Consider the following 25,439-nt stretch of genomic DNA (forward strand, 5'->3'; position numbering starts at 1 on the left):
GCTGTCTTTACGGCACGTTGGGCACACCGTACGCTCCGGCCCCATGGTTGCCACACGCCCTGGACGAGTCGCCGCGCTGATCGGCGCGGTCTCGCTTCTCACCACCGCACTGGTGGGCGCCGGACCGGCCACCGCCGGGGAGCGCGTCCCTGTCACCGAGAACGCCACCGTCGTCCCCGTACAGACCACAGGCCCCGCCGACAAGCGGTTCAACCTGGTCCTGCTGGGGGACGGCTACACCGCCGAACAGCTCCCCGAGTTCCGGGCGGACGTCGACAAGCACCTCGGCGTCCTGTGGAGCATCGAGCCGTTCGCCTCCTACCGCTCGTACATCAACGTCTGGGCCGTCGAGGTTCCCTCCGCCGAGGCGGGTGTCGACTGCGATCCGGGCCTGGACGCGCCGCGCCGGGACACTCCGCTCGGCATGGGCTTCTGGAACGGCTGCGACGCGAACAGCGTGCAGCGGCTGCTGACCGTGGACGGCGGCGCGGCGAACGCGCTCGCCGACCTGGTGCCCGGCTCGACGAGCGCCAACCGGCAGATCGTCGCCCTCGCCAACAGCGACACCTACGGCGGCGCGGGCGGCACCTACGCCACCGCCTCCGGCGGCAACGCGCTCTCCTCCCTCATCACCCCGCACGAGATCGGCCACTCGCTGGGCGGGCTCCAGGACGAGTACGACTACTACGGGCGCGGCGTGCCGGGCGGGACGTACCAGGGCGGCGAACCGTCGTCCGCGCACCACACCGTGCTCACCGAGCAGCAGATGCGGGACCGGCGGGCCAAGTGGTGGCGCTGGCTGGGCGAGGAGAGCGAGTCGGGCGGCGTCATCGGACGGTACGAGGGTGGCCTGTACAGCACCAAGGGCGTGTGGCGGCCGAGCAAGCACTCGATCATGAAGACGCTCGGGTACGCCTTCGACCAGGTGGGCCGGGAGGTGATGGTCCAGGCGATCTCGGCGAAGGTGAACCTGGTGCAGGGGCACACGCCCAACGCGGCGCCGATCGGCGCCGACCGGACGGTGTGGGTCGACACCCTGCACCCGCTCGGCGGCGAACTGGACGTGGTGTGGCGGCTGGACGGGCAGCCGGTGCTGCCGGTGACCGGGGCCGGGGCCCGCACGCTGGACCTGCGGCAGTTGGACGTGGCGCGCGGCAGGCACACGCTGACGGCGACGGTGACGGACCCGACGCCGTTCGTCCGGGACCCGGCGGTGCGCGGCTCGGCGGCGCTGACCCGTACCGTCAGGTGGACGGTCGACACGTCGGTGGCGACCGATCCGGCCGCCGTGGCACCGGAGTTCACCGGGCACACGGCCACCGGCGCGCCCGTGGGGGCCCAGTCGGTGGTGTACGCCGACACCACGCACCCGGTGGACCGGACGCTCGCCGTCCAGTGGCGGCTGGACGGCCGGCTCGTGGCGAACCCGGGCAACGACCGTGACCTGGACCTGTCCGCGCTGCGGCTGCGCCCCGGCACCACGCACACGCTGACGGCCCGGATCGCGGGCACGGACCGCGAGCTGCGCTGGACGGTGGACGGGACGGCGGCCTCGGCCTCGTACGAGCTGTCGAAGCCGCTGCGCACGGTGCACCGGCCGGGGCGGCCGGTGGAGTACGTGTACGACGGCCCGTTCACCATGCGGCTGACCGCCCGCGACGACCAGGAGGGTTACGTCGTCAGCCAGTTCCGGGTGGACGGTGACGGCTGGTACACGTACTACGGCTGGCCGACGGACGCGGACGCGCCGTTCCGGTTCACCCCGGGCGGCACGGAGATCGACGGCCTGGTGTACGGGAAGCTCGGCACCCCGCGCGTGGTGCCGTGGGACGACGCGACGCCCGAGTACGGCACGCACACCGTGGAGTACCGGACGGTCGACCCGGCCGGGAACACCGGCCCGGCGAAGAGGTTCCTCGTCACGCTGGTGCCCCCCAGCCCCTGAGTCAGGTGAGCAGGAAGTCGGCCTTGCCCGACTTGGCCCCCTGGATGAACGCGGCGATCTCCTTGTGGCTGTAGATGAGCGCGGGCCCGTCGGGGTCGGCGGACTGGCGGACGGCGACACGGCCGTCCGCCAGTTTCATGGCCTCGATGCAGTTGCCGCCGTTGCCGCCGCTCCACGGCTTGTGCCAGCCGTCGGCCCCGAGTTCGGCGGCGGGCATGCCGTTGTATATGCGCTTCGCGCTATCCATTCACAGCTCCTTGCGGAAATCCTTGAGGATTTCCTTCGTACGTTGCGCGGTGGCGGCCTGCGCCGCCATGCGGTCCATGACCTCGAGGTGCGAGGCCACCTCGGGGCGCGCGTCGAGGTAGACCGCGCCGGTCAGGTACTCGCTGTAGACCATGTCCGGGAGTTCGGGCATGGCGAAGCGGAAGAGGACGAAGGGGCCGTAGGTGCCGGGGTGGTGGCCCGTGGCGAACTCGGCGACCTGGAGGGTGACGTTGGGCAGCTCGGCGGCCTCCAGCAGTCGGTCGATCTGCGCCCGCATGATGGCGGGGCCGCCGCCCACGGGACGGCGCAGCACCGTCTCGTCCATGATCACCCAGAACTTCGGCGCGTCGGGGCGGGTGAGCAGGGACTGCCGTTCCATCCGGAGCGCCACGTGCCGTTCGATGTCGTCGTGCCTGACCTGTCCGACGGCGCCACCGCGCAGGATCGCCCGGGCGTACTCCTCGGTCTGGAGGAGGCCGGGCACGAACTGCGGTTCATAGGCCCGGATGACGCTCGCGGCGCCCTCCAGGCTGACGTACATGCTGAACCAGCCCGGCAGGACGTCGTGGAACCGCTGCCACCAGCCGGGCTTGTTGGCGTCCTCGGCGAGTTGGACGAAGCCGTCCGCCTCGTCGGCGGGCACCCCGTACGCCTGGAGCAGGAGCTGTACGTAAGGGATCTTCAGCGCGACTTCCGCGGTCTCCATGCGGCGGATCGTGGCCGGTGCCACCCGGAGCACCTTGGCGGCCTCCTCCCGCCTCAGGCCGGCCCGCTCCCGCAGATCCTGCAAACGCTTGCCGAGTACGACCTGTCCCACGGTGGGGGCGGACCGCGGCTCGCTCACTTAAGACCTCCCCACGCGCTGTTTCGATGAGTGTGCCATGCGGCGGGCACCGAGAACACCACACTCTGCAATTTTCAGAGTGCCACTTGCCAAGTGTCCGTGGCGGGAGGAAAGTATTCCGGTGAACCAGTTGGTGAACCAGTTCACGCGGCTGCCGCGCTCCGCCACGGGAGAGGCGACGTACGGGGCCGCTCCCCCACGTTAGGAATCGGTCGTGGCTCCTGGTAATGCGCTCACCCCCCGGCTCATCGCCCCACGACCCCCGATCTCCGCCGACGTCCGCCGCTTCTCCTTCGAACTTCCCGCACGCGCGGAATCGGTCGCCAGAGCCAGACACCTCGTCGAGGAACGGCTGGTGCTGTGGGAGGTGGACGGCACCGTGTGCGAGGCGGTGACGCTGGTGGTCTCCGAACTGGTCACCAATGCCGTGGTGCACACGGCGAGCTGCCGGGTGATCTGCGAACTCCGGGACTGCGGCGGGCAGTTGCGGGTGTCCGTCCAGGACGAGGGCTCGCCCGCCACCGGGCCCCGGCTGCGGCGGGTCGCGCCGGAGGAGGGCGGCCGGGGGCTGCTGCTCGTGGACGCGGTCAGCAGCGCGTGGGGCGCGCACGACGCGCGGCACGGGGCGGGGCGCGTCGTCTGGGCGGAGCTGGCGTGCTGAGGACGATGGCCACGCTGCTGTCGGCGCGTGGCCAGCGGGGGGCGGGGGCGGCCCGGCACGTCGAACCCGACGGGGAGGTGCGGCTGACGCTGCCGCCGTCGCTGCCCGCGGCGCTGGGCTGCGACGCGGTGGGGGTACCGGCGCGGTACGGGTTCCGGCTGCTGTCCCGGCTGCCCGGCGACGGGTGCGTGTTCGCCGACACGGACTGGTGGTGGTGGATCGTCCCGGCCGGCTCGGACGCCGACCTGCGCTGGCCGCTGCCGTCCTGTTACGCGGTGGACGCCTGCGTTCCGGACCGGCGCCCCCGGCTGATCCAGCGGCCCGGCACGACGTCCCCGTACACCCCGCCCATCCCGCTCTACCTCATGATCTGCCAGCTCACCGGCGTGGCTCCCGCCTGGACGCTCCCGGGCGTCGGGACCCGCCTCTGACCCACCTGACCGCCTGTGGCCTCCCGGCCACGGCGGCCGGCTCGCGCGGCCCCGGCTGGGGGGCAGGGCCGCGCGAGCCGCGGGTGATCTCTCGCGTTCGTCCCCCTGACCGGAACGACGGCCCCCTTCCGTGCACGCCCGCCCCGCGTCGCCGTGCGCCCCGTGGCGGCCCGTCCCGGGACCGACGCCCCGGCGGCGCCCGCACCGCCGGCGCCGCCGGGGACGCCCGGCCAGGCGCCGCCGGGGACGCCCCGCCGCCGCTCCGGGACCGGTCCGCCGGCCACCGGGGACGCCCGGCCACGCGTCGCGCCGGGGACGCCGGGCCCGCGCCGCGCCCCGTGCCGGCCCGCCGGGCGGGTGCACCCGGGGGCGGTGCCGACGGCATGGCAGGGCGGACCCATTCCCCCCGGCCGGATCGCCGGCCAGGGCCTGGCCGGCGAGCGGCCGAAGCAGCGCGCCCAGTCGCACGGGGGCCCGGCGACGCCGGGAGCCCAGCAGGGCCGGGTGCCGACGCGCGCAGTGGTGAGCGCACCCCTCCCCCCGCCCCGCCCTCGACCCTCGCGGGGGTGACAAGGGTTTTCCCCGTATCGGGTTCATCGCGGGTTTCCCTACTGTCTGCCGCACCGGAGGTTCTCATCCACCTGACTGTCAGGTGCATGTAATTCGCGAGTTCCGCCGGTGACGGCCCCGCCCCCAGGGGCCGTCGCGTCGGCGGCGGCGCAACGGGCGTACCCGGCCCGGGGATCACGGGGTGCCACCCCCACGGCACCTCCGCGTTCCCCACGCGCCCGCCGCCCGTCGCGCCCTGCACCGTCAGCCGCTCCGGGAGTCGCCGGAGCTGCCCTGAAAGGGAACACCTTGAACGGTTCCAGGCGGAGACTCATATCCGTCGTGGCGGCGAGCGCCACGATCCTCGGCGTGACCGCCACCTCCACGGTGGCCCTCGCCGCAGAGGCCACCCCCACCCCGAAGCCGGCTGCCCCGGCTTCGCAGGCCATGTCCCCGGCCGCGCTGCCCAGCGCGCCGGTGGACAAGGTCATCGTCACCTACAAGTCCCGTACCGCCGAGGCCACGTCGAACGCCGCCGCCAAGAGCGACGCCGCGGCGAAGGCCACCGAGACGGGCGAGAAGCTCAGCTTCGAACGCCGCCTCGCGAGCGGCGCCGCACTCGTCGACCTGGGCGCGGACGCCACCAAGCAGGACGTCACCGAGGTCATGGACGCCTTCCGGGCCGACCCCCAGGTCGCCTCCGTCGAGGCCGACATCCGCGCCTACGCGATGGCCGTCACGCCCAACGACACCGAGTACGCCAAGCAGTGGGACCTCTTCGAGGCCACCGGCGGCATGAACGTGCCCGGCGCCTGGGACAAGACCACCGGCAGCGGCGTCACCGTCGCCGTCATCGACACCGGGTACGCCGCGCACAGTGACCTGAGCGGCAACACCGTCTCGGGCTACGACTTCATCTCCAGCTCCGCCGACGCCCGTGACGGCAACGGCCGCGACGCCGACCCGAAGGACGAGGGCGACTGGAACGCCACCGACGGCGAGTGCGGCACCGGCTCCCGGGCGAGCAACTCCTCCTGGCACGGCACCCACGTCGCGGGCACCATCGCGGCGACCACGCACAACGCCAAGGGCGTCGCGGGCATCGCGTACGGCGCCAAGGTCCAGCACGTGCGCGTGCTCGGCAAGTGCGGCGGCTCGTCCTCGGACATCGCCGACGCGATCACCTGGGCCTCCGGCGGCTCCGTCCCGGGCATCCCGGCGAACCCGAACCCGGCCAAGGTCATCAACATGAGCCTCGGCGGTGCCAGCTCGACCTGCCCGACCGTGTACAAGAACGCCATCGACGGCGCGGTCGCACGGGGGGCGACCGTCGTCGTCGCGGCCGGCAACAGCAACGCCAACGCGTCCGGCTTCACGCCCGCCAACTGCGCGAACGTCATCAACGTGGCGTCCACCAGCCGTGAGGGCAACCGTTCGTACTACTCGAACTACGGCTCCATCATCGACGTCTCGGCCCCGGGCGGTGAGACCCGCCGCGCCACCGACACGCCCGGCACCGTCACCACCCCCGAGAACGGCATCCTCTCCACGCTGAACTCCGGCACCACGACCCAGTCGCTGGAGAACTACAAGCCCTACCAGGGCACTTCGATGGCGGCCCCGCACATCGCCGGGCTCGCCGCGCTGCTCAAGTCGGCCAAGTCGACCCTGACCCCGGCCGAGATCGAGTCGGCGATCAAGGCCAACGCCCGTCCGCTGCCCGGCACCTGCACCGGCGGCTGCGGCGCCGGCATCGCGGACGCGACCAAGACCGTGAACGCCGTGACCGGTACCACCACCCCCGGTACCGGAGCGGTGTTCACCAACGCCACGAACGTGACGATTTCGGACAACACCACTGTGACGTCCGCGATCTCCGTCACCGGCCGCACCGGCAACGCCCCCGCCGCCCTCAAGGTCGACGTGGACATCAAGCACACCTGGCGCGGCGACCTCGTCATCGACCTGGTGGCGCCGGACGGCACCCTGTACCGGCTGAAGAACTCCAGCAGCAGCGACTCGGCCGACAACGTCCTCGCCTCGTACACCGTCGACGCCTCCACCGAGGTCGCGAACGGCACCTGGAAGCTCCAGGTCAGGGACGTGGCGTCGGGTGACACCGGCTACATCGACTCCTGGGGTCTGACCTTCTGATCCACCTGAAGGACCCACATCTCCACAGGTCAGGGCGTGTTCGCGGCACTTCGCCGCGGGCACGCCCGCTTGTGTGTTCGTCCACATACCGGACAGGACACCTGGACTCCCGGGGCCGAGTTCGTATGCTGCGCTCGCGAGACAGATCACGGGCAGGGGGTCCGTGGGCAGGGGGTCCGCGCGCCGGAGGGTGGTGGTCGCAGGTGAGGTCGACGCCGTACCCCGCCACGCCGTGCGTCCCCGCGCCGTACGGAGCCGGTTCCGCGCCGTACGCCCCCGGGCAGACCGACCGGCCCGCGCCCGTCGGGCGGGACGAGCTGCTCGCCCGCCTCGAACGCGTCCTGCACGCCCGTGGCCGCGCCCTGCTCACCGGGCCGCCCGGGGTCGGCAAGACGGAGGTCGCCCAGGCCGCCGCCGAGCAGGCCTCCGCGCGCGGCGAGACCGTCGTGTGGCTGACCCCGCAGCCCGCCGACCGGGAGATGGCCGGGGCCGCGGCGGCCGCGCTGGTCGCCTCCGTGCCCGGCTTCGCGCTCGACGGCCTGCCGGGCCCGCAGCGGGACGCCGTCGCCGTGCTGTGCCGCGAGTCCGTCGCCCTGGACAGCGGCTGGGACCCCATCGCGCTGCGGCTGGCCATCGCCGGCATCCTGCGGACCCTGACCGAGCGGGCGCCCGTCCTCCTCGTCGTCGACGACGCCCAGCGCATCGACGCCGACAGCGCGGACCTGCTCCGCTTCGCCCTGCACCTCGCGCCGCCCGCGCTGCGGGTCGTCGCCGTCGAGACACCGGCACCCTACGCCGGAGGCGGGACGGACAGCGGGGGCGCGCCCATGCCGCTGTGGGTGGCCTCCGAGGCGGACGTCCTGCTGGTACCGCCGCTCCAGGCGGACGAGATGGCCGAGCTGCTGGTCCACCACCGGCTGCCGTCCCGGCTCGCCGGGCGCATCCACCGCGCCAGCGGCGGCAACCCGCGCCTCGCGCTCGCCGTCGGCCGCTCCCTGGCCGACTCCAGGACCCCCGTGCACCACGCCGAGGCGCTGCCGCTGTCCGGGCGGGCCCGGGACGTGGCGCGCCGGATGCTGGCGCCCGCCTCCGCCTCCGTACGGGCGACGCTGCTGCTCGCCGCGCTGGCGCTGCGCCCGACGACCGCGCTGCTGCGCCGCGCCGGGCGGCCGACGGCGGAGGCGGAGCTGGCCGCCGCCGAGCGGGCCGGGCTGATATCCCTGACCGAGGACGGGACGGTCGCGTTCACGGCCGGGCTGCTGCCGTCCACGCTGGTCCACGACACCTGCTGGACCGAGCGCAGCCGGGGGCACGCCGCGCTCGCCGAGGTGGCGGACGACCCGGTGGAGGTGGTCCGGCACCGGGCGCTGGCCAACGACGTGCCGGACGAGGACCTGGCCGCCCAGATCGCCGAGGCGGCCGACACGGCGCGTCGGCGCGGCAACAGCGCGCTCGCCGCCGAACTGGCCCTGCTCGCCGCCGAGACCACGCCCGCGAGCCTGGGCCGCCGCCGGCTGGAGCGGTTGGTGGACGCCGCGGAGGAGGCCGCGCGGGCCGCCCGCGCCGATCTCGCGATGCGTGCCGCCGCCGACCTGCTGGCGCGGGACGCCACGCCCGCCGACCGGGTCCGGGCCCGGCTGGCCGTGCTGGACACGGCGGGGCAGGGGCTGACCGACCTGGACGAGCTGTATGTGCACGCCATGGAGGACTCCAACGACGACCCGGGCCTGCGCGCAGCGGTGCTGCTGCGCCTCGGGGTCAAGCACGTGCTCGCCGACGGTGATCCGGTGCGGTCCCGGGCGGCGGCGGTCGAGTCCGCCGCGCTCGCCACATCGGTGGGCGACCGGCACACGGCCGCGAAGGCGCTGACGCAGCAGGCCCGGATGGACCGGGTGCTGGGCTCGCCGGACGCCGAGCGGACGCTGGCCGAGGCGCGCGCCCTGGAGATGACCGACCGGCCGCTGGGCGTCCACAACACCGCCCAGATCCTGACGATCCGTCATGCCCTGTTCGACGACCGGCTGACCGAGGCCCGTGACCAACTGTACGCGCTGCTGCCGCTGGTCGAGCGGCGTGGCCCGGTCGAGGACTCCATCGAGCTGCTGCACACGCTCGCCGAGGTCGAGGCCCGGCGCGGCCAGTGCGCGGCGGCCCTCGCGCACGCCGAGCGGTCGCTGGCCCTGACGCTGGAGGCGGGCCTGTCGCCGGGGCCCGCCTGGTACGCGCTGGCGCTGGCCGAGACGGCGGGCGGCAGCTTCGCGCGGGCGGCCGGGTACGCGCGGCGCAGCGTCCGGGCGTCGGAGGAGGAGGGCGACCACGTCTTCCTCTCGCGCAGCCTGTACGCGCTCGGCCGGGTGCAGCTCGTCACCGGGGACGTGGCGGGCGCGCTGGAGACGCTGCGCCGGGTACGGGACGGCGAGAACGCCCAGTGCACGGTCGACCCGTCCATGCTGCGCTGGCACGAGGAGCTGGCCGAGGCGCTGCTCGCGAACGACGCCCTGGACGAGGCCCAGGGCCTGCTGGCCGACGTGGGTCCGGTCGCCGAACGGCTGGGCCGCACCACGGTGCTGCTGGGCTGCGACCGGGTGTACGCGCTGTGCCTGGCGGCGGGCGGGAAGACCGACGAGGCGGTCGACCTGCTCGTTGGCACGGCCGACCGGTTCGCCGGGCACGGGCTGGTGCTGGAGCAGGGGCGGTGCCTGATCGCCCTGGCCCGGGTGGAGCGGCGGCGGCGCAGACGGTCGGCCGCGCAGGCGGCGATGCAGGCGGCGGCCGCCGTCTTCGAGCGGGCGGGCGCGGCGCCCTGGCTGGGGCTGACGGCCGAGAGCCCGTCGCCCGCCGATTCCGCCCAGGCGCCGGCCGCCGGAAGCGCGCTGTCCCGGCTGACCGAGGCCGAGCTACGGCTCGCCCGGCTGGTCGGGGAGGGCGCGAGCAACCAGGAGGCGGCGGCGAAGCTGTACCTGAGCGTGAAGACGGTCGAGGCCCGGCTGACCCGTATCTACCAGAAGCTCGACGTCCGCTCCCGCGCGCAGCTCGCGACGGCCCTCAGCGGACCGGCCGCGGCCTCGCGCTGATCCCTCGCGCCGGGAACCGCCGTCCGTCATACGCTGAAAACGGCGCAGTCGTTCCCCTATGGCGGGAGGAATCATGACATTCGTCCAGATCATCGACTGCAAGACCGACCGAGTCGACGAGGTGAACCGGCTGCTGGACAACTGGGTCGAGGCGACCCAGGGCAAGCGGACGGCCACCCACGCGCTGATGGGCCGGGACCGTTCGGACTCCAGCCATGTGCTGGAGATCGTGGAATTCCCCTCGTACGAGGAGGCGATGGAGAACTCGAGGCTGCCCGAGACCGACCGGATCTTCCGGGAGATGGTGGCCCTCTGTGACGGTGAACCCACCTTCACGGACCTGGACGTCGTCCGGGACGAGCAGCTCAACAAGCTCGTCGTCCAGAAGTTCGTGGACGAGGTGATCAACAAGGGGAACGTCGACGCGGCCGACGACCTGTGCACCAGCGACTACCGGGAGCACGACCCGAACTTCCCGACGTACGACGCGGACCTGGCGACCGCCAAGGCGGAGAACCGGGAGCTCATGGCGGCGTTCCGGCCGACGTGCACGATCGAGGAGCTCGTCGCCGAGGGTGACCGGGTCTGCCTGCGGATGTCGTTCAAGGGCCGCCAGGTCGGCGCGTACAAGGACATCGAAGCCACGAACCGGGATGTGTCCGGTACGGGCCACGCGACCTTCCGCTGCGAGGGCGGCAAGATCGCGGAGAGCTGGTGGAACGTGGACGACCTGGGCATGATGCGGCAGTTGGGCGTGGTGGAGGCATAGTCGGTGCCCTCACCTTCGACCCGATAGCCTTCGCGGGTGATCGATGAAGTTACTCTCTGGTACCGCTTTGCCGCCCTGCTGCCCGAGCCCGGCGCCACCCGGGTCCGGGACTGCTGGAACACGGGCGAACAGGAGGCCGGGCTCGACGCGCTCGTGTCCGGTCTCCAGGCCCACGGGGTGGTGATCAGCGAGACCACGCTGGCCGAGATCGCGGTGCTGGTGCAGGCGTGGGGCATGGGCGACGAGCTCACGGCCAAGCTGTTGTGCTGCGCGGCGGTCGCCTCCGACGACGAGGACGCCCCGCTGCGGCTGATCGAGCACCCGCACGCCCGGCCGCTTCCCTCGCCGGGTTCGGATCACGTCCTCGTGCCGTGGATCGGATGCGTCCGGTGCGGCGGGGTGCTCGCCCGGGCGCACACGGTGGAGCCCTGGGGCGACCTGTCCTTCCTGCCGGTCCACTACGCCGTGATCGGCCCGCGCCCCGCGCCGCCCCGCGTGTTCGCCCCGCACAGCCCCTGGCCCGCGCTCGCGGCGCTGCGTGCCGAGTGCGCGCCGGCGCGGACGTACGCCCCCGGCGTGGTGCCGTAGACACGGGCGGACCACCGGGTGAGGCGGGCCCGTCCCGTACCGGCCGGGGCGACGGCGCGTCTCGCCGGGGTCACGCGTCTGCGCCGGGTCACGCGAGCGCTCCCGGGCCGTCGGCGACCGGGACGCCGAAGTCGGGGGTGCCGTCGGGCTTCCAGCCGAGTCGCTGGACGCGGGTGTGGCGGTTGGGGTCGTGCAGCGGGTCGCCGTTGATCTCCTTGTACTGGCGGGCGTGGTAGACGAGGACGTCGGTGCGGCCGTCCTCGGCGACGGTGAACGAGTTGTGCCCGGGTCCGTACTGCCGCGTGGTGTCGTCGCTGGTGAACACCGGCTCCGGTGACTTGGTCCAGGACGCGGGGTCCATCAGGTCGCTGTCGGCGTCGGCGGTGAGCAGGCCCATGCAGTAGTTGCTGTCGGTGGCGCTGGCGGAGTACGTCATGAAGACGCGGCCGTTGCGCCGGATCACGGAGGCGCCCTCGTTCACCTTGAAGCCGGCGCACTCCCAGTCGTACTCGGGCGTGGTGAGCCGGCTCTGCGGACCGGTCAGGGTCCAGGGGTTGGCCATCCGGGACAGGAAGATGCCGGTGTTGTGGTCGATGCCCGGCTCGTGCTGTGCCCAGGCGAGGTAACGGGAGCCCCGGTCGGTGAAGGTGGTGGCGTCGAGCGAGAAGGTGTCCCATGCGGTGACGATCCGCCCCTTCTCGGTCCACGTGCCCTTGAAGGGGTCGCGGCTGGTGTTCTCCAGGACCCACATGCGGATCTTCCACACGTCGTCCGCCGGCGCGGCGGCGAAGTAGATGTACCACGCGCCGTCGATGTGGTGGATCTCCGGCGCCCAGATGTGCGCGCCCATGTCGCCGGTGGCGTGCTTGCGCCAGACGACCGCCTCCTCGGCCGTGGCCAGGCCACCCAGCGTGCGGGAGCGGCGCAGGATGATCCGGTCGTACTCGGGAGCGGTGGCGGTGAAGTAGTAGTGCCGGTCGGTGTGGCGGTGGATGTGCGGATCGGCACGGTTGCGTACGAGGGGGTTGGCGTACGGGCGGTTCGGCGCGGCGGCGCTCGCCACCCCTGGTACGGCGCCGATGGCGCCCACGGCCAGGGCGCCCTGGAGGAGCAGTCTGCGGGTCGGGGCTGTCGGGTCGTGGCTCATGCTGCGCACCCTTTCGTTCGGGATTCCGAACACCATCTGCCATGTCGAACGGCGAAACGGTAAGGGTGCGGCGCGGGAAGGTCAACGGGTCGGGAGGGATTGGCAGTTCAGGAGAGCGGGCGCCAATCCGGCCATGGGCACGAAGGGGCACGGACACGACAGGACCCCGCGCATGAAGGGGCCCGCGCACGAAGCGGCACGGGCACGACTCGGGCCGCCCGCTGTCGTAGCGGGCGGCCCGGGTCCGGCGTGCGTCAGGCGGTGAGCAGGGAGTCGTCCTCCGGGCGGGCGCCCGGGAGGTGGTGGTGGGCGGCGACCAGGGCCACGTCCACGTCCCGGGTGCCCGTGGCGACGCACAGGGTGCGGGCGAGCTCGTCCATGCGTTTCCGGACCTCGGGCGCGCCCTCCTCGGCGTGCAGGAGCACGAGGGTCTCGTACTGCTCGACGAGGTTGTTCAGGACGGCGGGGTGAGCCATCAGCACGGCGGTTCTCCTTCCTGACGACAGACACCGGTTGTCCGCGTGGGGACCCTGCTACCCGGCGACGCGTTCCCCATGCCCGGGCGATGTCGACTAGCTTCGCCCCCATGACCAGCGCCGCAGCCCCCGCCTTCACCGAAGCGCTCACCACCTCGCCCTCCCCCGTCATCCTCGATGGCGGGCTGTCCAACCAACTGGAGACCGCCGGGCACGACCTGAGCGACGAGCTGTGGTCGGCGCGGCTCCTGGCCGACCGGCCCGAGGCCCTCGTCGCCGCGCACCTCGCCTACTACGAGGCCGGCGCGAGCGTCGCGACGACGTCGAGCTACCAGGCCACCTTCGAGGGGTTCGCCCACCGTGGCATCGGCCACGACCGGGCCGCCGAACTCCTCGCGCTCAGCGTCGAACTGGGGCGCGAGGCAGCCCGGCGCGCCGAGGCGAAGGCCCCCGGGCGGTCGCTGTGGGTGGCCGCGTCCGCCGGGCCGTACGGCGCGATGCTGGCCGACGGGTCGGAGTACCGGGGCCGGTACGGGCTGAGCGTCGCCGAGCTGGAACGGTTCCACCGTCCCCGGCTGGAGGTGCTGGCCGCCGCCCGCCCGGACGTCCTGGCACTGGAGACCGTGCCGGACGCGGACGAGGCGCGGGCGCTGGTACGGGCGGTGCGCGGACTGGGCGTACCGGCCTGGCTGTCGTACAGCGTCGCCGGGGACCGGACGCGCGCGGGCCAGCCTCTGGAGGAGGCGTTCGCGGTCGCGGCCGCCTCGGACGAGATCGTCGCCGTCGGGGTGAACTGCTGCGCCCCCGAGGACGCGGACCGCGCGGTCCCCGTCGCGGCGCGTGTCACGGGCAAGCCGGTGGTGGTGTACCCGAACAGTGGCGAGGAGTGGGACGCCGGGGCCCGCGCCTGGCGCGGCCGTTCGACGTTCACGGCCGAGCGGGCGAGGGCCTGGCAGCGCGCCGGCGCGAGGCTGATCGGCGGCTGCTGCCGGGTCGGCCCGGACGCGATCGCCGCGCTGGCGGCCCGCACCCGGTGAGCGTTTGATCGTTTGACCAAGTAGGTGTCGCTCGATCACCATGCCGGTGTCGATGCCGTTGCCGTTGCCGATGCCGTTGCCGATGCCGTTTCGACGTCGTGTCGGCGGCTTGGAGTGATGCGATGCCGACCACGCACGTCCACCGGCCGCCGCGCGCCGCCCTCGCCATGAGCCGGGAGGCGGCCTCGGCCGTCTTCGGGCCCGCCGAACACGCGGCGCTGGCGGCCGTGTGCGATCTGGCGCCCCCGCCCGTGCTCGACGACCTGTCGACCGACCGCGCCCGCGCGGTGCTGGCGGGCACCGAACTGCTGGTCACCGGCTGGGGCTGCCCGCCTGTTGACGGGGCGGTGCTGGCCGCCGCGCCCCGGCTGCGGGCCATCGCCCACTCGGCCGGCAGCGTCCGCGCGCACGTCACCGAGGCGTGCTGGGAGCGGGGCGTGGAGGTGTCGTCGGCGGCGGCCGCCAACGCCCTGCCGGTGGCCGAGTACACGGTCGCGATGATCCTGCTGTCCGGCAAGCGGGTCCTGGAGCGCGCCCGCGACTACCGCGCCTCGCGCGAGCGCGACGACCCGTTCCGCGTCGGGCCCGCCCTCGGCAACCACGGCCGCACGGTGGGCATCTGTTCCGCCTCGCTCACCGGGCGCCGTGTCATCGAGTTGTTGCGCCCCCACGACCTGCGCGTCCTGCTCCACGACCCGTACGTCACGAACGAGGAGGCGGACGCCCTCGGCGTACGGAAGGCGGGCCTGGAGGAGCTGTTCGCGGCGAGTGACGTGGTGAGCGTGCACACGCCGCTGCTGCCCGCCACTCGCGGGCTCGTCAGCCGTGGGCTGATCGCCGCGCTGCGCCCGGGCGCGACGCTGATCAACACCGCGCGGGGGGCGGTCGTCGACCAGGACGCGCTCACCGAGGCGGCACTGGCGGGCCGCGTCCACGCGGTGCTGGACGTCACCGATCCGGAAGTCCTGCCGCCGGACCACCCGCTGTGGGAGTGCGACAGCGTCCTGCTGACCCCGCACCTGGCGGGCTCGCAGGGCAACGAGTGGCGGCGGCTGGCCGAACTGACCGTCGGCGAGGTCGCCCGCTGGGCCCGGGGCGAGGGCTTCGCCCATCCCGTACGACGCGAGAGGCTGGCGTACCTGGCATGAGCGAGCACCCTCATCTGCCGCCCGAGGACCGGGAGTCGAGCCCGTACACCGGCTTCACGCGCGCCCACTGGGAGGCGGCGGCCGACGGTCTGGTCCGGGCCGCCTGGCGCTGGGCCACGCCGGGCGGGGCGCTGCTGGACCTGCCGGGGCGGCCGTCGCGCTCCGGCGTGCGCTCCGACGGGCTGGAGGGGTACGCGCGGACGTTCCTGGCGGCGGCGTTCCGCGTGGCGGGCGCGGGCGGGGAGGACCCGTACGGGCTGCTCGGCCGGTACGCGGACGGGCTGGCGGCCGGGACCCGCACGCCCGGGCGGGACGACACCGAGTCGTGGCCGCTGGTCCTCGACCACCATGTACAGGGCCAGCCGATGGTGGAGTCCGCGTCCGTGGCGCTCGGGCTGCGGCTGACCCGCCCGTGGCTGTGGGACCGCCTCGACGGCGGCGTACGGGACCGGGCGGAGGAGTGGCTGCGCGGCGCGCTGCGGCACACGCCCGCCCCCAACAACTGGTACCTCTTCCCGCTGACCGTCGCCGGGTTCCTCCAGTCCGTGGGGCGCGGCGACGCGGAGACGGCGCGGGCGATCGAGCGGGGCCTGGAACTGCTGGAGGGCTGGTACCGGGGCGATGGCTGGTACGCGGACGGCGACGGCCGGGCCTTCGACCACTACAACGGCTGGGCGCTGCACCTGTACCCGCTGCTGCACGCCCATCTGGCGGGCGACGAGGGCCTGTCGGACGTGTACGGGCCACGGCTGCGCGAGCACCTGGAAGGGCTGTCGCTGCTGTTCGGCGGGGACGGGGCGCCGGTGCACTTCGGGCGGTCGCTGACGTACCGGTTCGCGGCGGGCGCGGCGGTGGGGCTGGGCGCGCTGACCGGGCACACGCCGCTCGCGCCCGGCGTCTCGCGGCGGCTGCTGAGCGGCTGCCTGCGGTACTTCCTGGACCGGGGCGCGGTGGACGCGCGCGACGGGCTGCTGACGCCCGGCTGGCACGGCCCGCACGAGGCGACGCTCCAGTCGTACTCGGGCCCCGCGTCGCCCTACTGGGCGTCCAAGGCGTTCGTGGCGCTGCTCGTGCCGCCGGACGATCCGCTGTGGACGGTACGGGAGGAGGCGGCGCCCGCCGAGCGCGGCGACCGGGTGCTGGCCCTGCCCGCGCCGGGCCTGCTGGTCCAGACGACCGCCGGGGACGGCATCGCGCGACTGCACAACCACGGCAGCGACGCCGTTCCGCCGTTCGCGGGCGACACCGCCGACGCGCACGACGTGCTGTACGGGCGGCTCGCCTACTCCACCCGCACCGGGCCGACCTCCGCCGCCAACGTGCCCGACAACCACCTGTCCGTCGAGGTCGGCGGGGTGTCGTCGGTCCGCTGCCGCATCCACCCCCTGGGCGCGGGCCACGGCGACGGCTGGGGCTGGGCCGCCTCCTGGCACCGGCCGGTGTTCCCGACGGGTTCCCCGATGGTGCCGGGGCTTCGGGCCCAGAGCGTGACGGTGGCGCGCGGCCGCTGCGAACTGCGGCTGCACCGGCTGCTGGGCCTGCCGCACGGCTCCCGCATACGCCTCTCGGGCTGGGCGACGGGCCCCGACGAGCCGCTCGCCTCCCAGTTGCACGCCCTGCACGGGTGGCAGCCCGGCCCCGAGCGACTGCGCGCCCCCCAGGGCACGGCGTTCACGCGCTGGGCGCTCCTCCCCCGCCTGACCGCCGCCCCCTCCCCCGCCGGCCCCACGGTCCTGGTGGCCCTCGCCTCCCTGACCGGCACGGCAGCCCCCGCCCCGCTGGCGGACGTGGCCACCGTGGAGCACGCCGACGCGGACACGGTCGCCGTGCGGTGGACGGCCGACGGAGCGCTCACCCGGGTGACGTTCGCCCCGGGGGTGTCGGTCACGCACACGTCGTAGGGCATGAGATCGCTCACCCCGCCCGGAAAATCCTTCGAACCCGGCGGGGCAGCGCCTTACGATGATCGCTCGTGACCGACGACAGACGCCCCCTGCTCGAACGCCGGCCCGAGACGGCCGTACGGGCCATGGGCCGGAACGAAATCCTCCGCCAGCCGCGTGTGATGGCCGCGCAGGCCGACCTCGACCACGGCCCCCTGCGGCGCCTGCACCTGCCCGACTTGGACGAGCTGCGGGACCGGGGCGTGCTGGACGCGCACGCCCTGACAGACTGAGGCGTGTGACGACGACGCGCCGCCCGCTGGGCACCGGTCCCCGACCCGAATCCGCGACGACGGACAGCCGTGCTCAGCGCGGACGCACCGTCGCGGAGCTCGCGGCCGAGCTTGCCGCCGCTCCCGCCGAGCAGCAGCCCAGGCAGCAGCCGGCCGCACGCCGGCACCTGGGGTCCGGCCCGCTGTCAGAGGCTCGCTGACGGGACACCGACTGACCCGGTGTTTCCCGTCCGGCCCGGTCGCCCGGGCCGGACGCCTCGCTCAGCGCGGGATGCTGTCCCCGATCAGCGCGAGGTTCTGGATGGCCGCGAGACCGAACAGGGCCGTGGTGTTGGTGCTGATCCACGGGTGCTCGTAGCCGGGTTCGAGGACGGCCGGGCCTTCGAGGGGGGTCTTCTCCCACTTCATGGCCGTGGTGTAGCCGTCGCTGCCGTAGAACTTCCGCCAGGCGCGGGCCGCGAGCCCGTCGTCCTTCAACTGCGCGGCGGCGTAGGCGTCCTGGCGCGAGTGGCCCTGGAAGAGCAGCAGGTTGCCGAAGTGCGAGCCGTAGCGGGCGGCCTGCTCGGTTCTGCTCGCGTTGAAGTAGCGGCAGTAGTCCAGCCAGGCGTTCTTGAACCGCGGCATGTCGATGAGGTCGATCAGCTCGGCGCACATCTCGACGAGCCCGAACATGGCCGACAGGTGCGAGACGGCGACGACGGGCTCGTCCGCGACTGCGAAGCGGCCGGTGTCGAGGTCGTACAGGCCCGTCCCCTGGACGAACCCGTTGGGCTGGGCGGCGATGGTCTCCATGGTGGAACGCAGCCGCGCCTCCGCCTTGGCGGCCTTGGGGCCCTGGCGTTCCCACTCGGTGAGCCAGGCCGCCGCCAGGCCGCTCCAGTCGGTGCCGAAGCCGATGGAGAGGGCGTTGCGGTCGGGGGTGTAGGGCTCGGTGCGGATCTTGCGGATGGGGTCGAGGACGAGGAACGTCTCGTCGGAGTCGACCAGGTCGCGCATGAGGTCGCCGACCCGTTCGTCGGCGGTGAGGAAGTAGTAGGGGCGGCGGTAGACGGCGGTGGAGATGCGCTGCTGCTTCGCGCTGCACGCGAAGTGCTGGACGCCGTGCCGGGTGCCCAGCCCGGCCCACTTCCCCAGGTGGTAGACGTCGACCTCGCCGGTGTGCCGGGTCATGGCCTCGGCGAAGCGGAAGATGTCGCCGCGGCCGGAGCGGAGGTAGGCGTACCAGAGCCACAGGTCGGGTGAGAGTTCGGAGTTGTCCCAGGCGTAGCCGCCGACGTCGTACCGCCACTGGTGACGGTCCTCGTCGTAGGTGTGCATGATGTCACCGTAGTCCCAGAAGCCGTACCAGCGGCGCTGTTCGACCTGGTCCTTGTAGTACGTGAAGAGGAAGTCGAGCTGGTCCTCGATCCGCGCCTTGGCGGGCACCGAGCGGTCTACGGGAGCGAACAGGCCGCCGAACACCCCGGCGCGGGCCAGGTCGGCCGGGCTCGCCGCGAGCTGGGGCGGGGTGCGGACGGCGGCGGCCTGGGCGACGAGCACGTCGGCGCCCGGGGTGGTGGCGTTCGCCCAGAACATCAGCTCGCTGGTGCGGGCGATGCCGTACGGGGTGCCGAAGCCGGGCTCGTAGTCCTCGTAGGTGATGTTGAGGCCTTCGAGCTGCTCGGGGTAGGTGTCCTGGCCCATGCCGTCGTGGTAGAAGCGCAGGTCCATGGGCTGGGCCTCGGGCGACCAGAGCCACAGGGTCACCTCGGCCTCGTCACCGGCCGCGCCCCGGATGTCGAGCTGGGCGGGGTGTTTCTCCCAGAAGTCCCGCAGCCCGAAGGAGAGTCCGCCGCTGACGCCGCCGACGTATCCGAAGCCGCTCGCCCGGCCGCCGCCTCCGGCGGTGATCCAGCCGTGGCCGGGCCTGGTGCGCTTGCGGAGGGTGAAGCCGTCGGCGGAGAGCTGGGCGAGGGTGTAGTCGCCCCAGTGGGGGACGTGGGTCAGGCGGCTGGTGACGCGCTGGTCCCAGGTGGCCGGGTCGGGCAGTTTCTCGCCCCTGACCTGTGCGGCGCGGACGGCGGCGCCGGGGTCGCGGCGCAGTCCGGTAATGCCCTGGACGGCCTCGGTGAGGAACCCCTTGCCCTCGCCCGCGATCCGGATGTGGCGGTCGTAGGCGGCGTCGCGCATGGGCACGGCGAAGCGGACGCCGAGGCCGCGGATGAAGTCCTCCTCCGCATCGCCGTCGTACGTGATGGTGTGGACCATACGGAACGATTCGGCACCCGCGTAGAAGTACAGCCGCACGCTGAACGGCAGCCGGCTCCGGCTGCCCTTGCGGTGCTTGCCGTCGATGCGGACCACCGCCCGGACGGGGCCGCGCTGTTCGACGGTGGCGCCGCTGATCTCACCGTCGAACCGCTCCCACTTGGCGTTGCCCTGGTCGCCGTCGTCGAGGTCGCTCTGGCGCAGCAGGACGAGCCGCCCATCGGTGGCGATCCTCGTCGCGCCCCGGGTGACGGACTCGACGAGCCGGTGGCCGTCCTTGGAGACGACGGCCTTGACCGTGCCGGTGTCGACGGTGATCCTCCGGCCGGTCTCCGTGACGGTCACCCGGCCGGAGGCGGCGGCCGGGGCCCCGGCGGTGAGCGTGAACCTCTCGATGCCGGCCGCCTCGGGGCCGACGGCGTGGGCGGTCCACTTGAGGGAGCCGTCGGGCCAGTAGGCCGTGGCCCACGTCTGGACGGGGACGCTCCGCTCGCCCTCGGCGGCGGCCAGGGCGAACGTCTGCCCCGCCGGGTGGGCGCCCTTGGGCCAGGGGACGCCGAAGGTGGAGCCCGGCGCGGCACCGAGCCCGTCCGGTTCCAGCCAGCCGACGCTCACGGGCGCGTCACCCGCCGGGTCGGCGGGCGCGGCCTGGGCGGTGCCGTGGCCCAGCGCCCAACTGAACTGGGCGGCGGCCCCGGCGGCCGCGGCCGCCTTGAGGAGACCTCTGCGTGGGAGGGGAGACATGGCCGGTTCCTTTCCATGAGTGTGACGCCCCGGGGCGTGTGCGGCGCCGTGGGGTCCTGTCTCGGGTGGGTTCCGCCGGTGGCGTGGGCCGGGGGCCTTTGGGCTCGCCTCGCCCCCTTCCGCCGTCAGTCGCCGGACGCCCGCCGCTCCACCGCGAGGGCCGCCGCCGTGACGATGCCGAGCGCGGGCGCCGCGAGCGGCAGGGCGAACCACGCCGACGCGGCGATCACGGCGAACCCGCAGACGAGCAGGGAGGAGCCGGCCGGGTCCCGTACCGTGCGGCGGGTGGCCGATGCCAGCAGCGCCCGCCAGGAGGCGCCGGGGTGCCAGGCGGTGGCCGCGCGCAGGCCGGCGACGGTCAGGGCGAGCACGGCCAGTACGCTCACGACGCCGACCAGCGGGGCGCCCGGCAGCCCTCCGGCCCGTACGACCGCCAGGTCCGCCGCCACCAGTGCGAGCGCCGCCCAGCCGGCGAGCCCGGCGAGCCAGCCGCGCCGGGCGGCGGCCCGCACGTCGACGGCGAACTCGCGCAGCCCGCCCCGCTCGTGGGCGAGGTGGCGGCGAAGGTGGGCGGCCCCGGCGGCGAGCGCGGCGGGCAGGGTGACCAGCGGCAGCGACGCGAGGGCGATCCAGACGCCGGTGAGCAGGCACTCGGCGAAGACGCCGAAGCGGACCATGCGCATGGTTCAGCCCTTCAGGCCCGAGGTGGCCATGCCGTCGATGAGGTACCGCTGGAAGGCGAGGAAGAAGGCGAGCACCGGCAGCAGTGCGACCAGCGACATGGCGATCATGCTGCCGTAGTTGGCGACGCCGTCCTGGTCGACGAACATCTTCAGGGCGAGCGAGACGGTGTACTTCGCGGGCTCGTTGAGGTAGATCAGCGGGCCCATGAAGTCGTTCCAGGCGTTGATGAACGTGAAGATCGCGCTGGTGATGAGCGCGGGCCGGCACAGCGGCAGCACGATCGACCAGTAGATCCGCAGGTGTCCGCAGCCGTCCAGCCGGGCCGCCTCGTCCAGCTCCCCGGGCAGGCCGCGCATGAACTGCACCATCAGGAAGACGAAGAAGGCGTCCGTGGCGAGGTACTTGCCGAGCAGCAGCGGCGTATAGGTGTTGATGAGCTCCAGCTTCTGGAACATCACGTACTGCGGGATGAGCAGGACGTGGTACGGCAGCAGCAGCGTGCCGATCATCAGCGCGAACAGCACGCTCCGGCCGGCGAAGCCGATCCGGGCGAAGGCGTAGGCGGCCAGCGAGCAGGAGACCAGCACGCCGACGACCGAACCGGCCGCCAGGAAGAGGGAGTTGCCGAAGAAGGTGGAGATGGGGATGTCGGCGATGCCGTCGGCGAGCCGGCGGTAGTTGTCGGTGATGGGGTCGGCGGGGAACAGCTCCAGGCTGCCGACGATCTCGTCGTTCGGCTTGAACGAGCCGCCGATCACCCACACCACCGGGTAGAGCACCACCGCGAGGACGGCGAGCGAGCCGAGGTGCCAGGCGAGCGACCCGGCACCGCGCCGGGATGCGGCGCCGCGCCGGCGCGGAGTGGAGAGGTCGGCGGTCATCGGGCGGCCTCCTCGTAGTGCACCCAGCGCCGCTGGGACCAGAACAGCACCGCCGTCACCAGGCCGACCGCGAGCAGCAGCATCCACGCCATGGCGGAGGCGAAGCCCATGTGGCTGTTCTCGAAGCCCTGGACGTAGAGGTAGCAGGTGTAGACGAGCGTGGCGTCGGCGGGGCCGCAGGTGCCGCCCGCGCCGCCGAGGATGTACGCGGAGCCGAAGATCTGGAACGAGTGGATCGTCTCCAGCAGGACGTTGAAGAAGAGGACCGGCGAGATCATCGGCAGGGTGATGTTCCAGAACCGGCGCCAGGTGCCCGCCCCGTCGACCTCCGCCGCCTCGTACAGCTCGCGCGGCACCTGCTTCAGTCCGGCCAGGAAGATCACCATGGGCGCTCCGAACTGCCAGACCGTCAGGGCCACCAGGCTGTAGATGATCCAGTCGGGGTCGCCGGTCCAGCCGCCCACGTCGACGCCGAACAGGGCCCGCTGGGCCCGGTCGACGATGGCGTCGTCCGAGAAGATCGCCTTCCAGACGATGGCGACGGAGACACTGGCGCCGATCAGCGAGGGTGCGTAGAACGCGGCCCGGTAGAAGGCCTGGCCGCGCCGCTTCTGGTTGAGCAGCAGCGCCACGCCGAGGGCGGCGGCGAGCTTGAGCGGGGTGCCGATGACGACGTACCAGAGGGTGACCTCGACCGATGTACGCCACCTGGGGTCGGCGAGCATGTCGGTGAAGTTCTGCCATCCGATCCACCGCGGGGTGTCGAAGAGGTTGTAGTCGGTGAAGGCGAAGTAGAGCGAGGCGACCATCGGGCCCGCGGTGAGCAGCAGGAAACCGGCGATCCACGGGGACATGAACAGGTAGCCCGCCAGGTTCTCGCGGCGTCCGCGCCGCCGGGCGGCGGTGCGCCCGGGGCGGTCGGCGCCGGCCGGGCCGGGCCGCGGGCCGGGGCTGCTGTCCGCGAGCTCCGGGGCGGCCGTCGCGTGGTGTGTCACGGTCGTTCCCATGCCGTTCCCATCAGGAGCCCAGGGCCGTCTTCGCCTCGGTGAAGAACTGCTCGACCGCCTCGGGCACGGACCGCCTGCCCAGGGCCATTTCCTCGGCGATGCGCAGGAAGGCGGCCTCGGCGACGTCGGCGCCGGCCGGGTGCGGGGTGATGGTCTCCAGTACGCGGCTCTCGACGAGCTGCTGCTCGTACGCGGCGATCCGCTTGGTGACCTCGTCGGCCGGTGTGAACGCCGCGTACTGCGCGGTCGTGGCCGGTACGCCACGGTCGTAGCCCATGATCTTCGCGACCTCGGGTTCGTGAACCATGAAGTCGATGAACCGGGCGACTTCCTTGGGGTGCTTGGTGCGCCGGGAGCCGCTGAGCATCAGTGAGCCGAGGTACTGGCCGGTGCGCCTGCCGTCGGTGGTGGGGATCGGGGCGAGGCCGTAGCTGCTCTTGCCCTCGGAGGTGTAGCGGATGGTGAAGTTGTCCCAGGTGAACTCGGCGGCGGCGAGGTTGCCCGTCACCGCCGACTTGGGCTTGATCTGGGCGACCCTCTTGGGGTCGGAGTGGATGCCGGACTTCACGCCCGCGTGTCCCTTGTTCCACCAGTCGGTGAGGTCGGCCTCGGTGAAGCCGAGGCCCTTCTCGGTGAAGAAGGCCTTGCCGTGCTGGCGCAGGTAGAGGTCGTACAGGTACATGACGCCGTAGAGGCCGCTGTCGCCGGCCCGGCCCTGGGTGTCGCGGATCTTCTCCAGCGCGGCGGTGAACTCGTCCCACGTCCAGCCCGGCTTCGGGGCGATGCCGGCCTTCTTGAAGACGGCCTCGTCGATGACCAGGGCCATGGAGTTGGAGCCGACGGGAACGCCCAGCAGTCTGCCGTCGACCTCGCCGAACTTCTCCAGCCCGGCGCGGAAGCCCTCCATGCGGAGGTTGCCGGCCCTGACCTGCTCGCCGAGGTCGAGGAGCACGTTCTTGGCGTCGTACTTGCGCAGGAAGCCGACGGCGTTCTGGAAGACGTCCGGCGGGTTGCCGCCGGAGGCCTGGGTGTTGAACTTCTTCCAGAAGTCCAGGTAGGGCTGGAAGTCGGTCTGGACCTTGATCTTCGGGTACTTCTTCTCGAAGAGCGCGATCGTCTCGTTGATGCGCTTGGCGCGGTCGTCGGACCCCCACCACGCGTACCGGATCGTGACGGTCCCGTCGCCGCCCGAGCCGCTTCCGGTGCCGCAGCCCGCCGCCGTCAGGCCCAGAGCGGCCATGGAGCCACCCGCCACCTTCAGCAGGCCGCGCCGGTCAACAGTCCCCTTGGTACGCACAGTTCGTCCTCCAGCGCGCTTTGAATCGTTTTAGGAAAGCGCTTGCCGAGTTAACGTAGGGACCGCTGTCGGGTACGTCAACGGTTCGGACGAGATCCGTCGGTGCCGGACGCGCACGAGGGCCGCGCGGGGCCGGGCCCCGGGAGCCGTCAGGGGCGGCGCGACGCCAAAGTGGAGGCGCGGACGACCAGTTCGGGCCGGAGCACGATGCGCCGGTGCGCGTGGTGCGCGGCCCGGTCGCCGGTCTCCTCGATGAGCAGCTCGGCGGCCATCCGCCCCATCCGGTGGGCGGGCTGGCGCACCGAGGTCAGCGGCACGGCCGCGGCGGCGGCGAACTCGATGTCGTCGTACCCGACCAGCGCGATGTCCCCCGGCACCGAGACCCCGGCGGCGAACAGGGTCTGGAGCACGCCCAGGGCCAGCAGGTCGTTGGCGCAGAAGACCGCGGTGGGCCGCGGCGACATGCCGAGCAGCCGGGCGCCCGCGTCGCGCCCGGAGGCCACGTCGAGGCGCTCGGTCCCGACCCGGGTCAGGGCCTCGGCCGGCAGCCCCGCCTCGGCGAGCGCGTTCAGCGCCCCGGCGCACCGGTCCTGGACCTGCGGCAGGTGCGCCGGCCCGCCGACGTAGACGAGGCTCCGGTGCCCGCCCTCCAGCAGGTGCCGGACCGCGAGCGCCCCGCCCTCGACGTCGTCCACCGAGACCGAGCAGGTCTCCTCCCCGGCGGCGGTGCGGTCCACCAGCGCGTACGGGATGCCGTGCCGGCCGAACGCCCGGAGCGTGTCCCCGCCGGGGTCGGCGGGGGTCACCAGCACGCCGCGCACCCGCTGCTCGGCGAAGAGCGCGAGGTACTCGGCCTCCTCGGCCGGGTCCTGGGCGCTGTTGCACAGCATCACCCCGAGCCCCGCCTCGCGGGCGGCGCGCTCGGCGCCGGTGGCGAGGTCGACGAAGAAGGGGTTGGCCATGTCGAGGACGAGGAGGGCGATGATCCGGCTGCGCCCGGCCCGCAGGTGGCGGGCCGACTCGCTGCGGACGTAGCCGAGCAGTTCGATGGCCGCCCGGACGCGCTCGCGCGTGGCCTCGGCGACGGTCTCGGGCCGGTTGATGACGTTGGAGACGGTGCCCACGGAGACGCCCGCGTGCTGCGCCACGTCCTTGATGCCCACCATGCGCGCCACGCCGCGCACCCCCTTCGGTCCTCAGCCGCCCGCTCCGCCGCCGGACCGGGGGCTTCATCGTAGGAGGTCGCGCGCACCCTGTCATGAATCGATTCATGACATGCGGGTGCACGGCGGAGCGTGACACCTGCCCCGCTG

21 protein-coding genes are annotated in these 25,439 nt (G+C 73.2%); 11 read left to right on the forward strand and 10 right to left on the reverse strand.

Going from position 1 to position 25,439, the window contains the following annotated elements:
• The first annotated feature begins 43 nt into the window (after window positions 1-43).
• Window positions 44-1,945, forward strand: coding sequence for a M64 family metallopeptidase (locus ACZ46W_RS02475; RefSeq protein ID WP_468330062.1), 1,902 nt, complete (start codon window positions 44-46; stop codon window positions 1,943-1,945).
• 1 nt (window position 1,946) lies between these two features.
• Here the strand turns inward: ACZ46W_RS02475 and ACZ46W_RS02480 are convergent, their stop codons facing one another.
• A complete protein-coding gene (locus tag ACZ46W_RS02480; RefSeq protein ID WP_468330065.1) occupies window positions 1,947-2,192 on the reverse strand; it encodes a DUF397 domain-containing protein in 246 nt (81 codons plus the stop codon).
• Window positions 2,193-3,056 carry a helix-turn-helix domain-containing protein gene (locus ACZ46W_RS02485; RefSeq protein ID WP_468330068.1) on the reverse strand — a complete coding sequence of 288 codons (864 nt, stop codon included), beginning with the start codon at window positions 3,054-3,056 and terminating at the stop codon, window positions 2,193-2,195. It abuts the gene before it with no gap.
• Between the two features lie 214 nt (window positions 3,057-3,270).
• Between ACZ46W_RS02485 and ACZ46W_RS02490 the strand changes: the two genes are divergently transcribed.
• The 6 genes from ACZ46W_RS02490 to ACZ46W_RS02515 all read left to right on the forward strand — a co-directional run bounded on the left by ACZ46W_RS02490 (window position 3,271) and on the right by ACZ46W_RS02515 (window position 11,282).
• Window positions 3,271-3,717, forward strand: coding sequence for an ATP-binding protein (locus tag ACZ46W_RS02490; RefSeq protein WP_468330071.1), 447 nt, complete (start codon window positions 3,271-3,273; stop codon window positions 3,715-3,717).
• Window positions 3,718-3,722: 5 nt separating this feature from the next.
• Window positions 3,723-4,148, forward strand: coding sequence for a hypothetical protein (locus tag ACZ46W_RS02495; RefSeq protein ID WP_468332386.1), 426 nt, complete (start codon window positions 3,723-3,725; stop codon window positions 4,146-4,148).
• Window positions 4,149-5,039: 891 nt separating this feature from the next.
• Window positions 5,040-6,851, forward strand: coding sequence for a S8 family serine peptidase (locus ACZ46W_RS02500; protein WP_468332389.1), 1,812 nt, complete (start codon window positions 5,040-5,042; stop codon window positions 6,849-6,851).
• 203 nt (window positions 6,852-7,054) lie between these two features.
• The gene (locus ACZ46W_RS02505) at window positions 7,055-9,925 is read left to right on the forward strand and encodes a helix-turn-helix transcriptional regulator (protein ID WP_468330074.1); all 2,871 of its coding nucleotides are present in this window, start codon (window positions 7,055-7,057) and stop codon (window positions 9,923-9,925) included.
• A gap of 73 nt (window positions 9,926-9,998) precedes the next feature.
• Window positions 9,999-10,694 (forward strand): ester cyclase, encoded by a 696-nt coding sequence (locus ACZ46W_RS02510; RefSeq protein ID WP_468330077.1) that lies wholly within the window; start codon window positions 9,999-10,001, stop codon window positions 10,692-10,694.
• 36 nt (window positions 10,695-10,730) lie between these two features.
• A complete protein-coding gene (locus tag ACZ46W_RS02515; RefSeq protein WP_468330080.1) occupies window positions 10,731-11,282 on the forward strand; it encodes a hypothetical protein in 552 nt (183 codons plus the stop codon).
• Between the two features lie 88 nt (window positions 11,283-11,370).
• On the opposite strand, the gene ACZ46W_RS02520 is transcribed toward ACZ46W_RS02515, so the two are convergent.
• Both ACZ46W_RS02520 and ACZ46W_RS02525 read right to left on the reverse strand, forming a co-directional pair.
• Window positions 11,371-12,429 (reverse strand): glycoside hydrolase family 43 protein, encoded by a 1,059-nt coding sequence (locus tag ACZ46W_RS02520; RefSeq protein ID WP_468330083.1) that lies wholly within the window; start codon window positions 12,427-12,429, stop codon window positions 11,371-11,373.
• A gap of 254 nt (window positions 12,430-12,683) precedes the next feature.
• Window positions 12,684-12,911: a DUF5133 domain-containing protein gene (locus tag ACZ46W_RS02525; protein ID WP_468330087.1), complete on the reverse strand. Its 228-nt coding sequence runs from the start codon at window positions 12,909-12,911 to the stop codon at window positions 12,684-12,686.
• Between the two features lie 104 nt (window positions 12,912-13,015).
• Between ACZ46W_RS02525 and mmuM the strand changes: the two genes are divergently transcribed.
• The 4 genes from mmuM (at window position 13,016) to ACZ46W_RS02545 (ending at window position 17,266) form a co-directional block, all read left to right on the forward strand.
• Entirely contained in the window at window positions 13,016-13,942 is a 927-nt protein-coding gene (gene mmuM, locus ACZ46W_RS02530) for a homocysteine S-methyltransferase (protein ID WP_468330091.1), read from the forward strand.
• A 122-nt stretch (window positions 13,943-14,064) separates the two neighbouring features.
• Entirely contained in the window at window positions 14,065-15,090 is a 1,026-nt protein-coding gene (locus ACZ46W_RS02535) for a hydroxyacid dehydrogenase (RefSeq protein WP_468330094.1), read from the forward strand.
• Window positions 15,087-16,991, forward strand: a complete 1,905-nt coding sequence (locus ACZ46W_RS02540) for a DUF2264 domain-containing protein (protein WP_468330097.1) — start codon at window positions 15,087-15,089, stop codon at window positions 16,989-16,991. The genes ACZ46W_RS02535 and ACZ46W_RS02540 overlap by 4 nt, the downstream gene beginning before the upstream one ends.
• Before the next feature lie 71 nt (window positions 16,992-17,062).
• Window positions 17,063-17,266, forward strand: coding sequence for a hypothetical protein (locus ACZ46W_RS02545; RefSeq protein ID WP_468330100.1), 204 nt, complete (start codon window positions 17,063-17,065; stop codon window positions 17,264-17,266).
• Window positions 17,267-17,527: 261 nt separating this feature from the next.
• Here ACZ46W_RS02545 and ACZ46W_RS02550 read toward each other — a convergent pair whose 3' ends face one another.
• The 6 genes from ACZ46W_RS02550 to ACZ46W_RS02575 form a co-directional block, all read right to left on the reverse strand.
• Window positions 17,528-20,257 (reverse strand): exo-rhamnogalacturonan lyase family protein, encoded by a 2,730-nt coding sequence (locus ACZ46W_RS02550; RefSeq protein ID WP_468330103.1) that lies wholly within the window; start codon window positions 20,255-20,257, stop codon window positions 17,528-17,530.
• A gap of 125 nt (window positions 20,258-20,382) precedes the next feature.
• The gene (locus tag ACZ46W_RS02555; protein ID WP_468332392.1) at window positions 20,383-20,934 is read right to left on the reverse strand and encodes a hypothetical protein; all 552 of its coding nucleotides are present in this window, start codon (window positions 20,932-20,934) and stop codon (window positions 20,383-20,385) included.
• Window positions 20,935-20,943: 9 nt separating this feature from the next.
• The gene (locus tag ACZ46W_RS02560; protein ID WP_468330106.1) at window positions 20,944-21,822 is read right to left on the reverse strand and encodes a carbohydrate ABC transporter permease; all 879 of its coding nucleotides are present in this window, start codon (window positions 21,820-21,822) and stop codon (window positions 20,944-20,946) included.
• Window positions 21,819-22,829, reverse strand: coding sequence for a carbohydrate ABC transporter permease (locus ACZ46W_RS02565; RefSeq protein ID WP_468330109.1), 1,011 nt, complete (start codon window positions 22,827-22,829; stop codon window positions 21,819-21,821). The genes ACZ46W_RS02560 and ACZ46W_RS02565 overlap by 4 nt, the downstream gene beginning before the upstream one ends.
• Window positions 22,830-22,839: 10 nt before the next feature.
• Complete coding sequence (locus ACZ46W_RS02570) at window positions 22,840-24,069, reverse strand: ABC transporter substrate-binding protein (RefSeq protein ID WP_468332395.1); 1,230 nt, start codon at window positions 24,067-24,069, stop codon at window positions 22,840-22,842.
• A 206-nt stretch (window positions 24,070-24,275) separates the two neighbouring features.
• A complete protein-coding gene (locus ACZ46W_RS02575; protein WP_468330112.1) occupies window positions 24,276-25,301 on the reverse strand; it encodes a LacI family DNA-binding transcriptional regulator in 1,026 nt (341 codons plus the stop codon).
• Window positions 25,302-25,439 lie beyond the last annotated feature (138 nt).

The organism is Streptomyces sp. NPDC031064 (assembly GCF_055570965.1).

Bases quoted from the DNA above. Each gene is read 5' to 3' on its own strand.
- ACZ46W_RS02535 (WP_468330094.1), top strand. From the start codon at position 14,065: ATGCCGACCACGCACGTCCACCGGCCGCCGCGCGCCGCCCTCGCCATG.
- ACZ46W_RS02565 (WP_468330109.1), bottom strand. From the start codon at position 22,829: ATGGGAACGACCGTGACACACCACGCGACGGCCGCCCCGGAGCTCGCG.
- ACZ46W_RS02475 (WP_468330062.1), top strand. From the start codon at position 44: ATGGTTGCCACACGCCCTGGACGAGTCGCCGCGCTGATCGGCGCGGTC.
- ACZ46W_RS02520 (WP_468330083.1), bottom strand. From the start codon at position 12,429: ATGAGCCACGACCCGACAGCCCCGACCCGCAGACTGCTCCTCCAGGGC.
- ACZ46W_RS02510 (WP_468330077.1), top strand. From the start codon at position 9,999: ATGACATTCGTCCAGATCATCGACTGCAAGACCGACCGAGTCGACGAG.
- ACZ46W_RS02480 (WP_468330065.1), bottom strand. From the start codon at position 2,192: ATGGATAGCGCGAAGCGCATATACAACGGCATGCCCGCCGCCGAACTC.
- ACZ46W_RS02550 (WP_468330103.1), bottom strand. From the start codon at position 20,257: ATGTCTCCCCTCCCACGCAGAGGTCTCCTCAAGGCGGCCGCGGCCGCC.
- ACZ46W_RS02555 (WP_468332392.1), bottom strand. From the start codon at position 20,934: ATGGTCCGCTTCGGCGTCTTCGCCGAGTGCCTGCTCACCGGCGTCTGG.
- ACZ46W_RS02570 (WP_468332395.1), bottom strand. From the start codon at position 24,069: ATGGCCGCTCTGGGCCTGACGGCGGCGGGCTGCGGCACCGGAAGCGGC.
- ACZ46W_RS02560 (WP_468330106.1), bottom strand. From the start codon at position 21,822: ATGACCGCCGACCTCTCCACTCCGCGCCGGCGCGGCGCCGCATCCCGG.
- ACZ46W_RS02495 (WP_468332386.1), top strand. From the start codon at position 3,723: ATGGCCACGCTGCTGTCGGCGCGTGGCCAGCGGGGGGCGGGGGCGGCC.
- mmuM (WP_468330091.1), top strand. From the start codon at position 13,016: ATGACCAGCGCCGCAGCCCCCGCCTTCACCGAAGCGCTCACCACCTCG.
- ACZ46W_RS02540 (WP_468330097.1), top strand. From the start codon at position 15,087: ATGAGCGAGCACCCTCATCTGCCGCCCGAGGACCGGGAGTCGAGCCCG.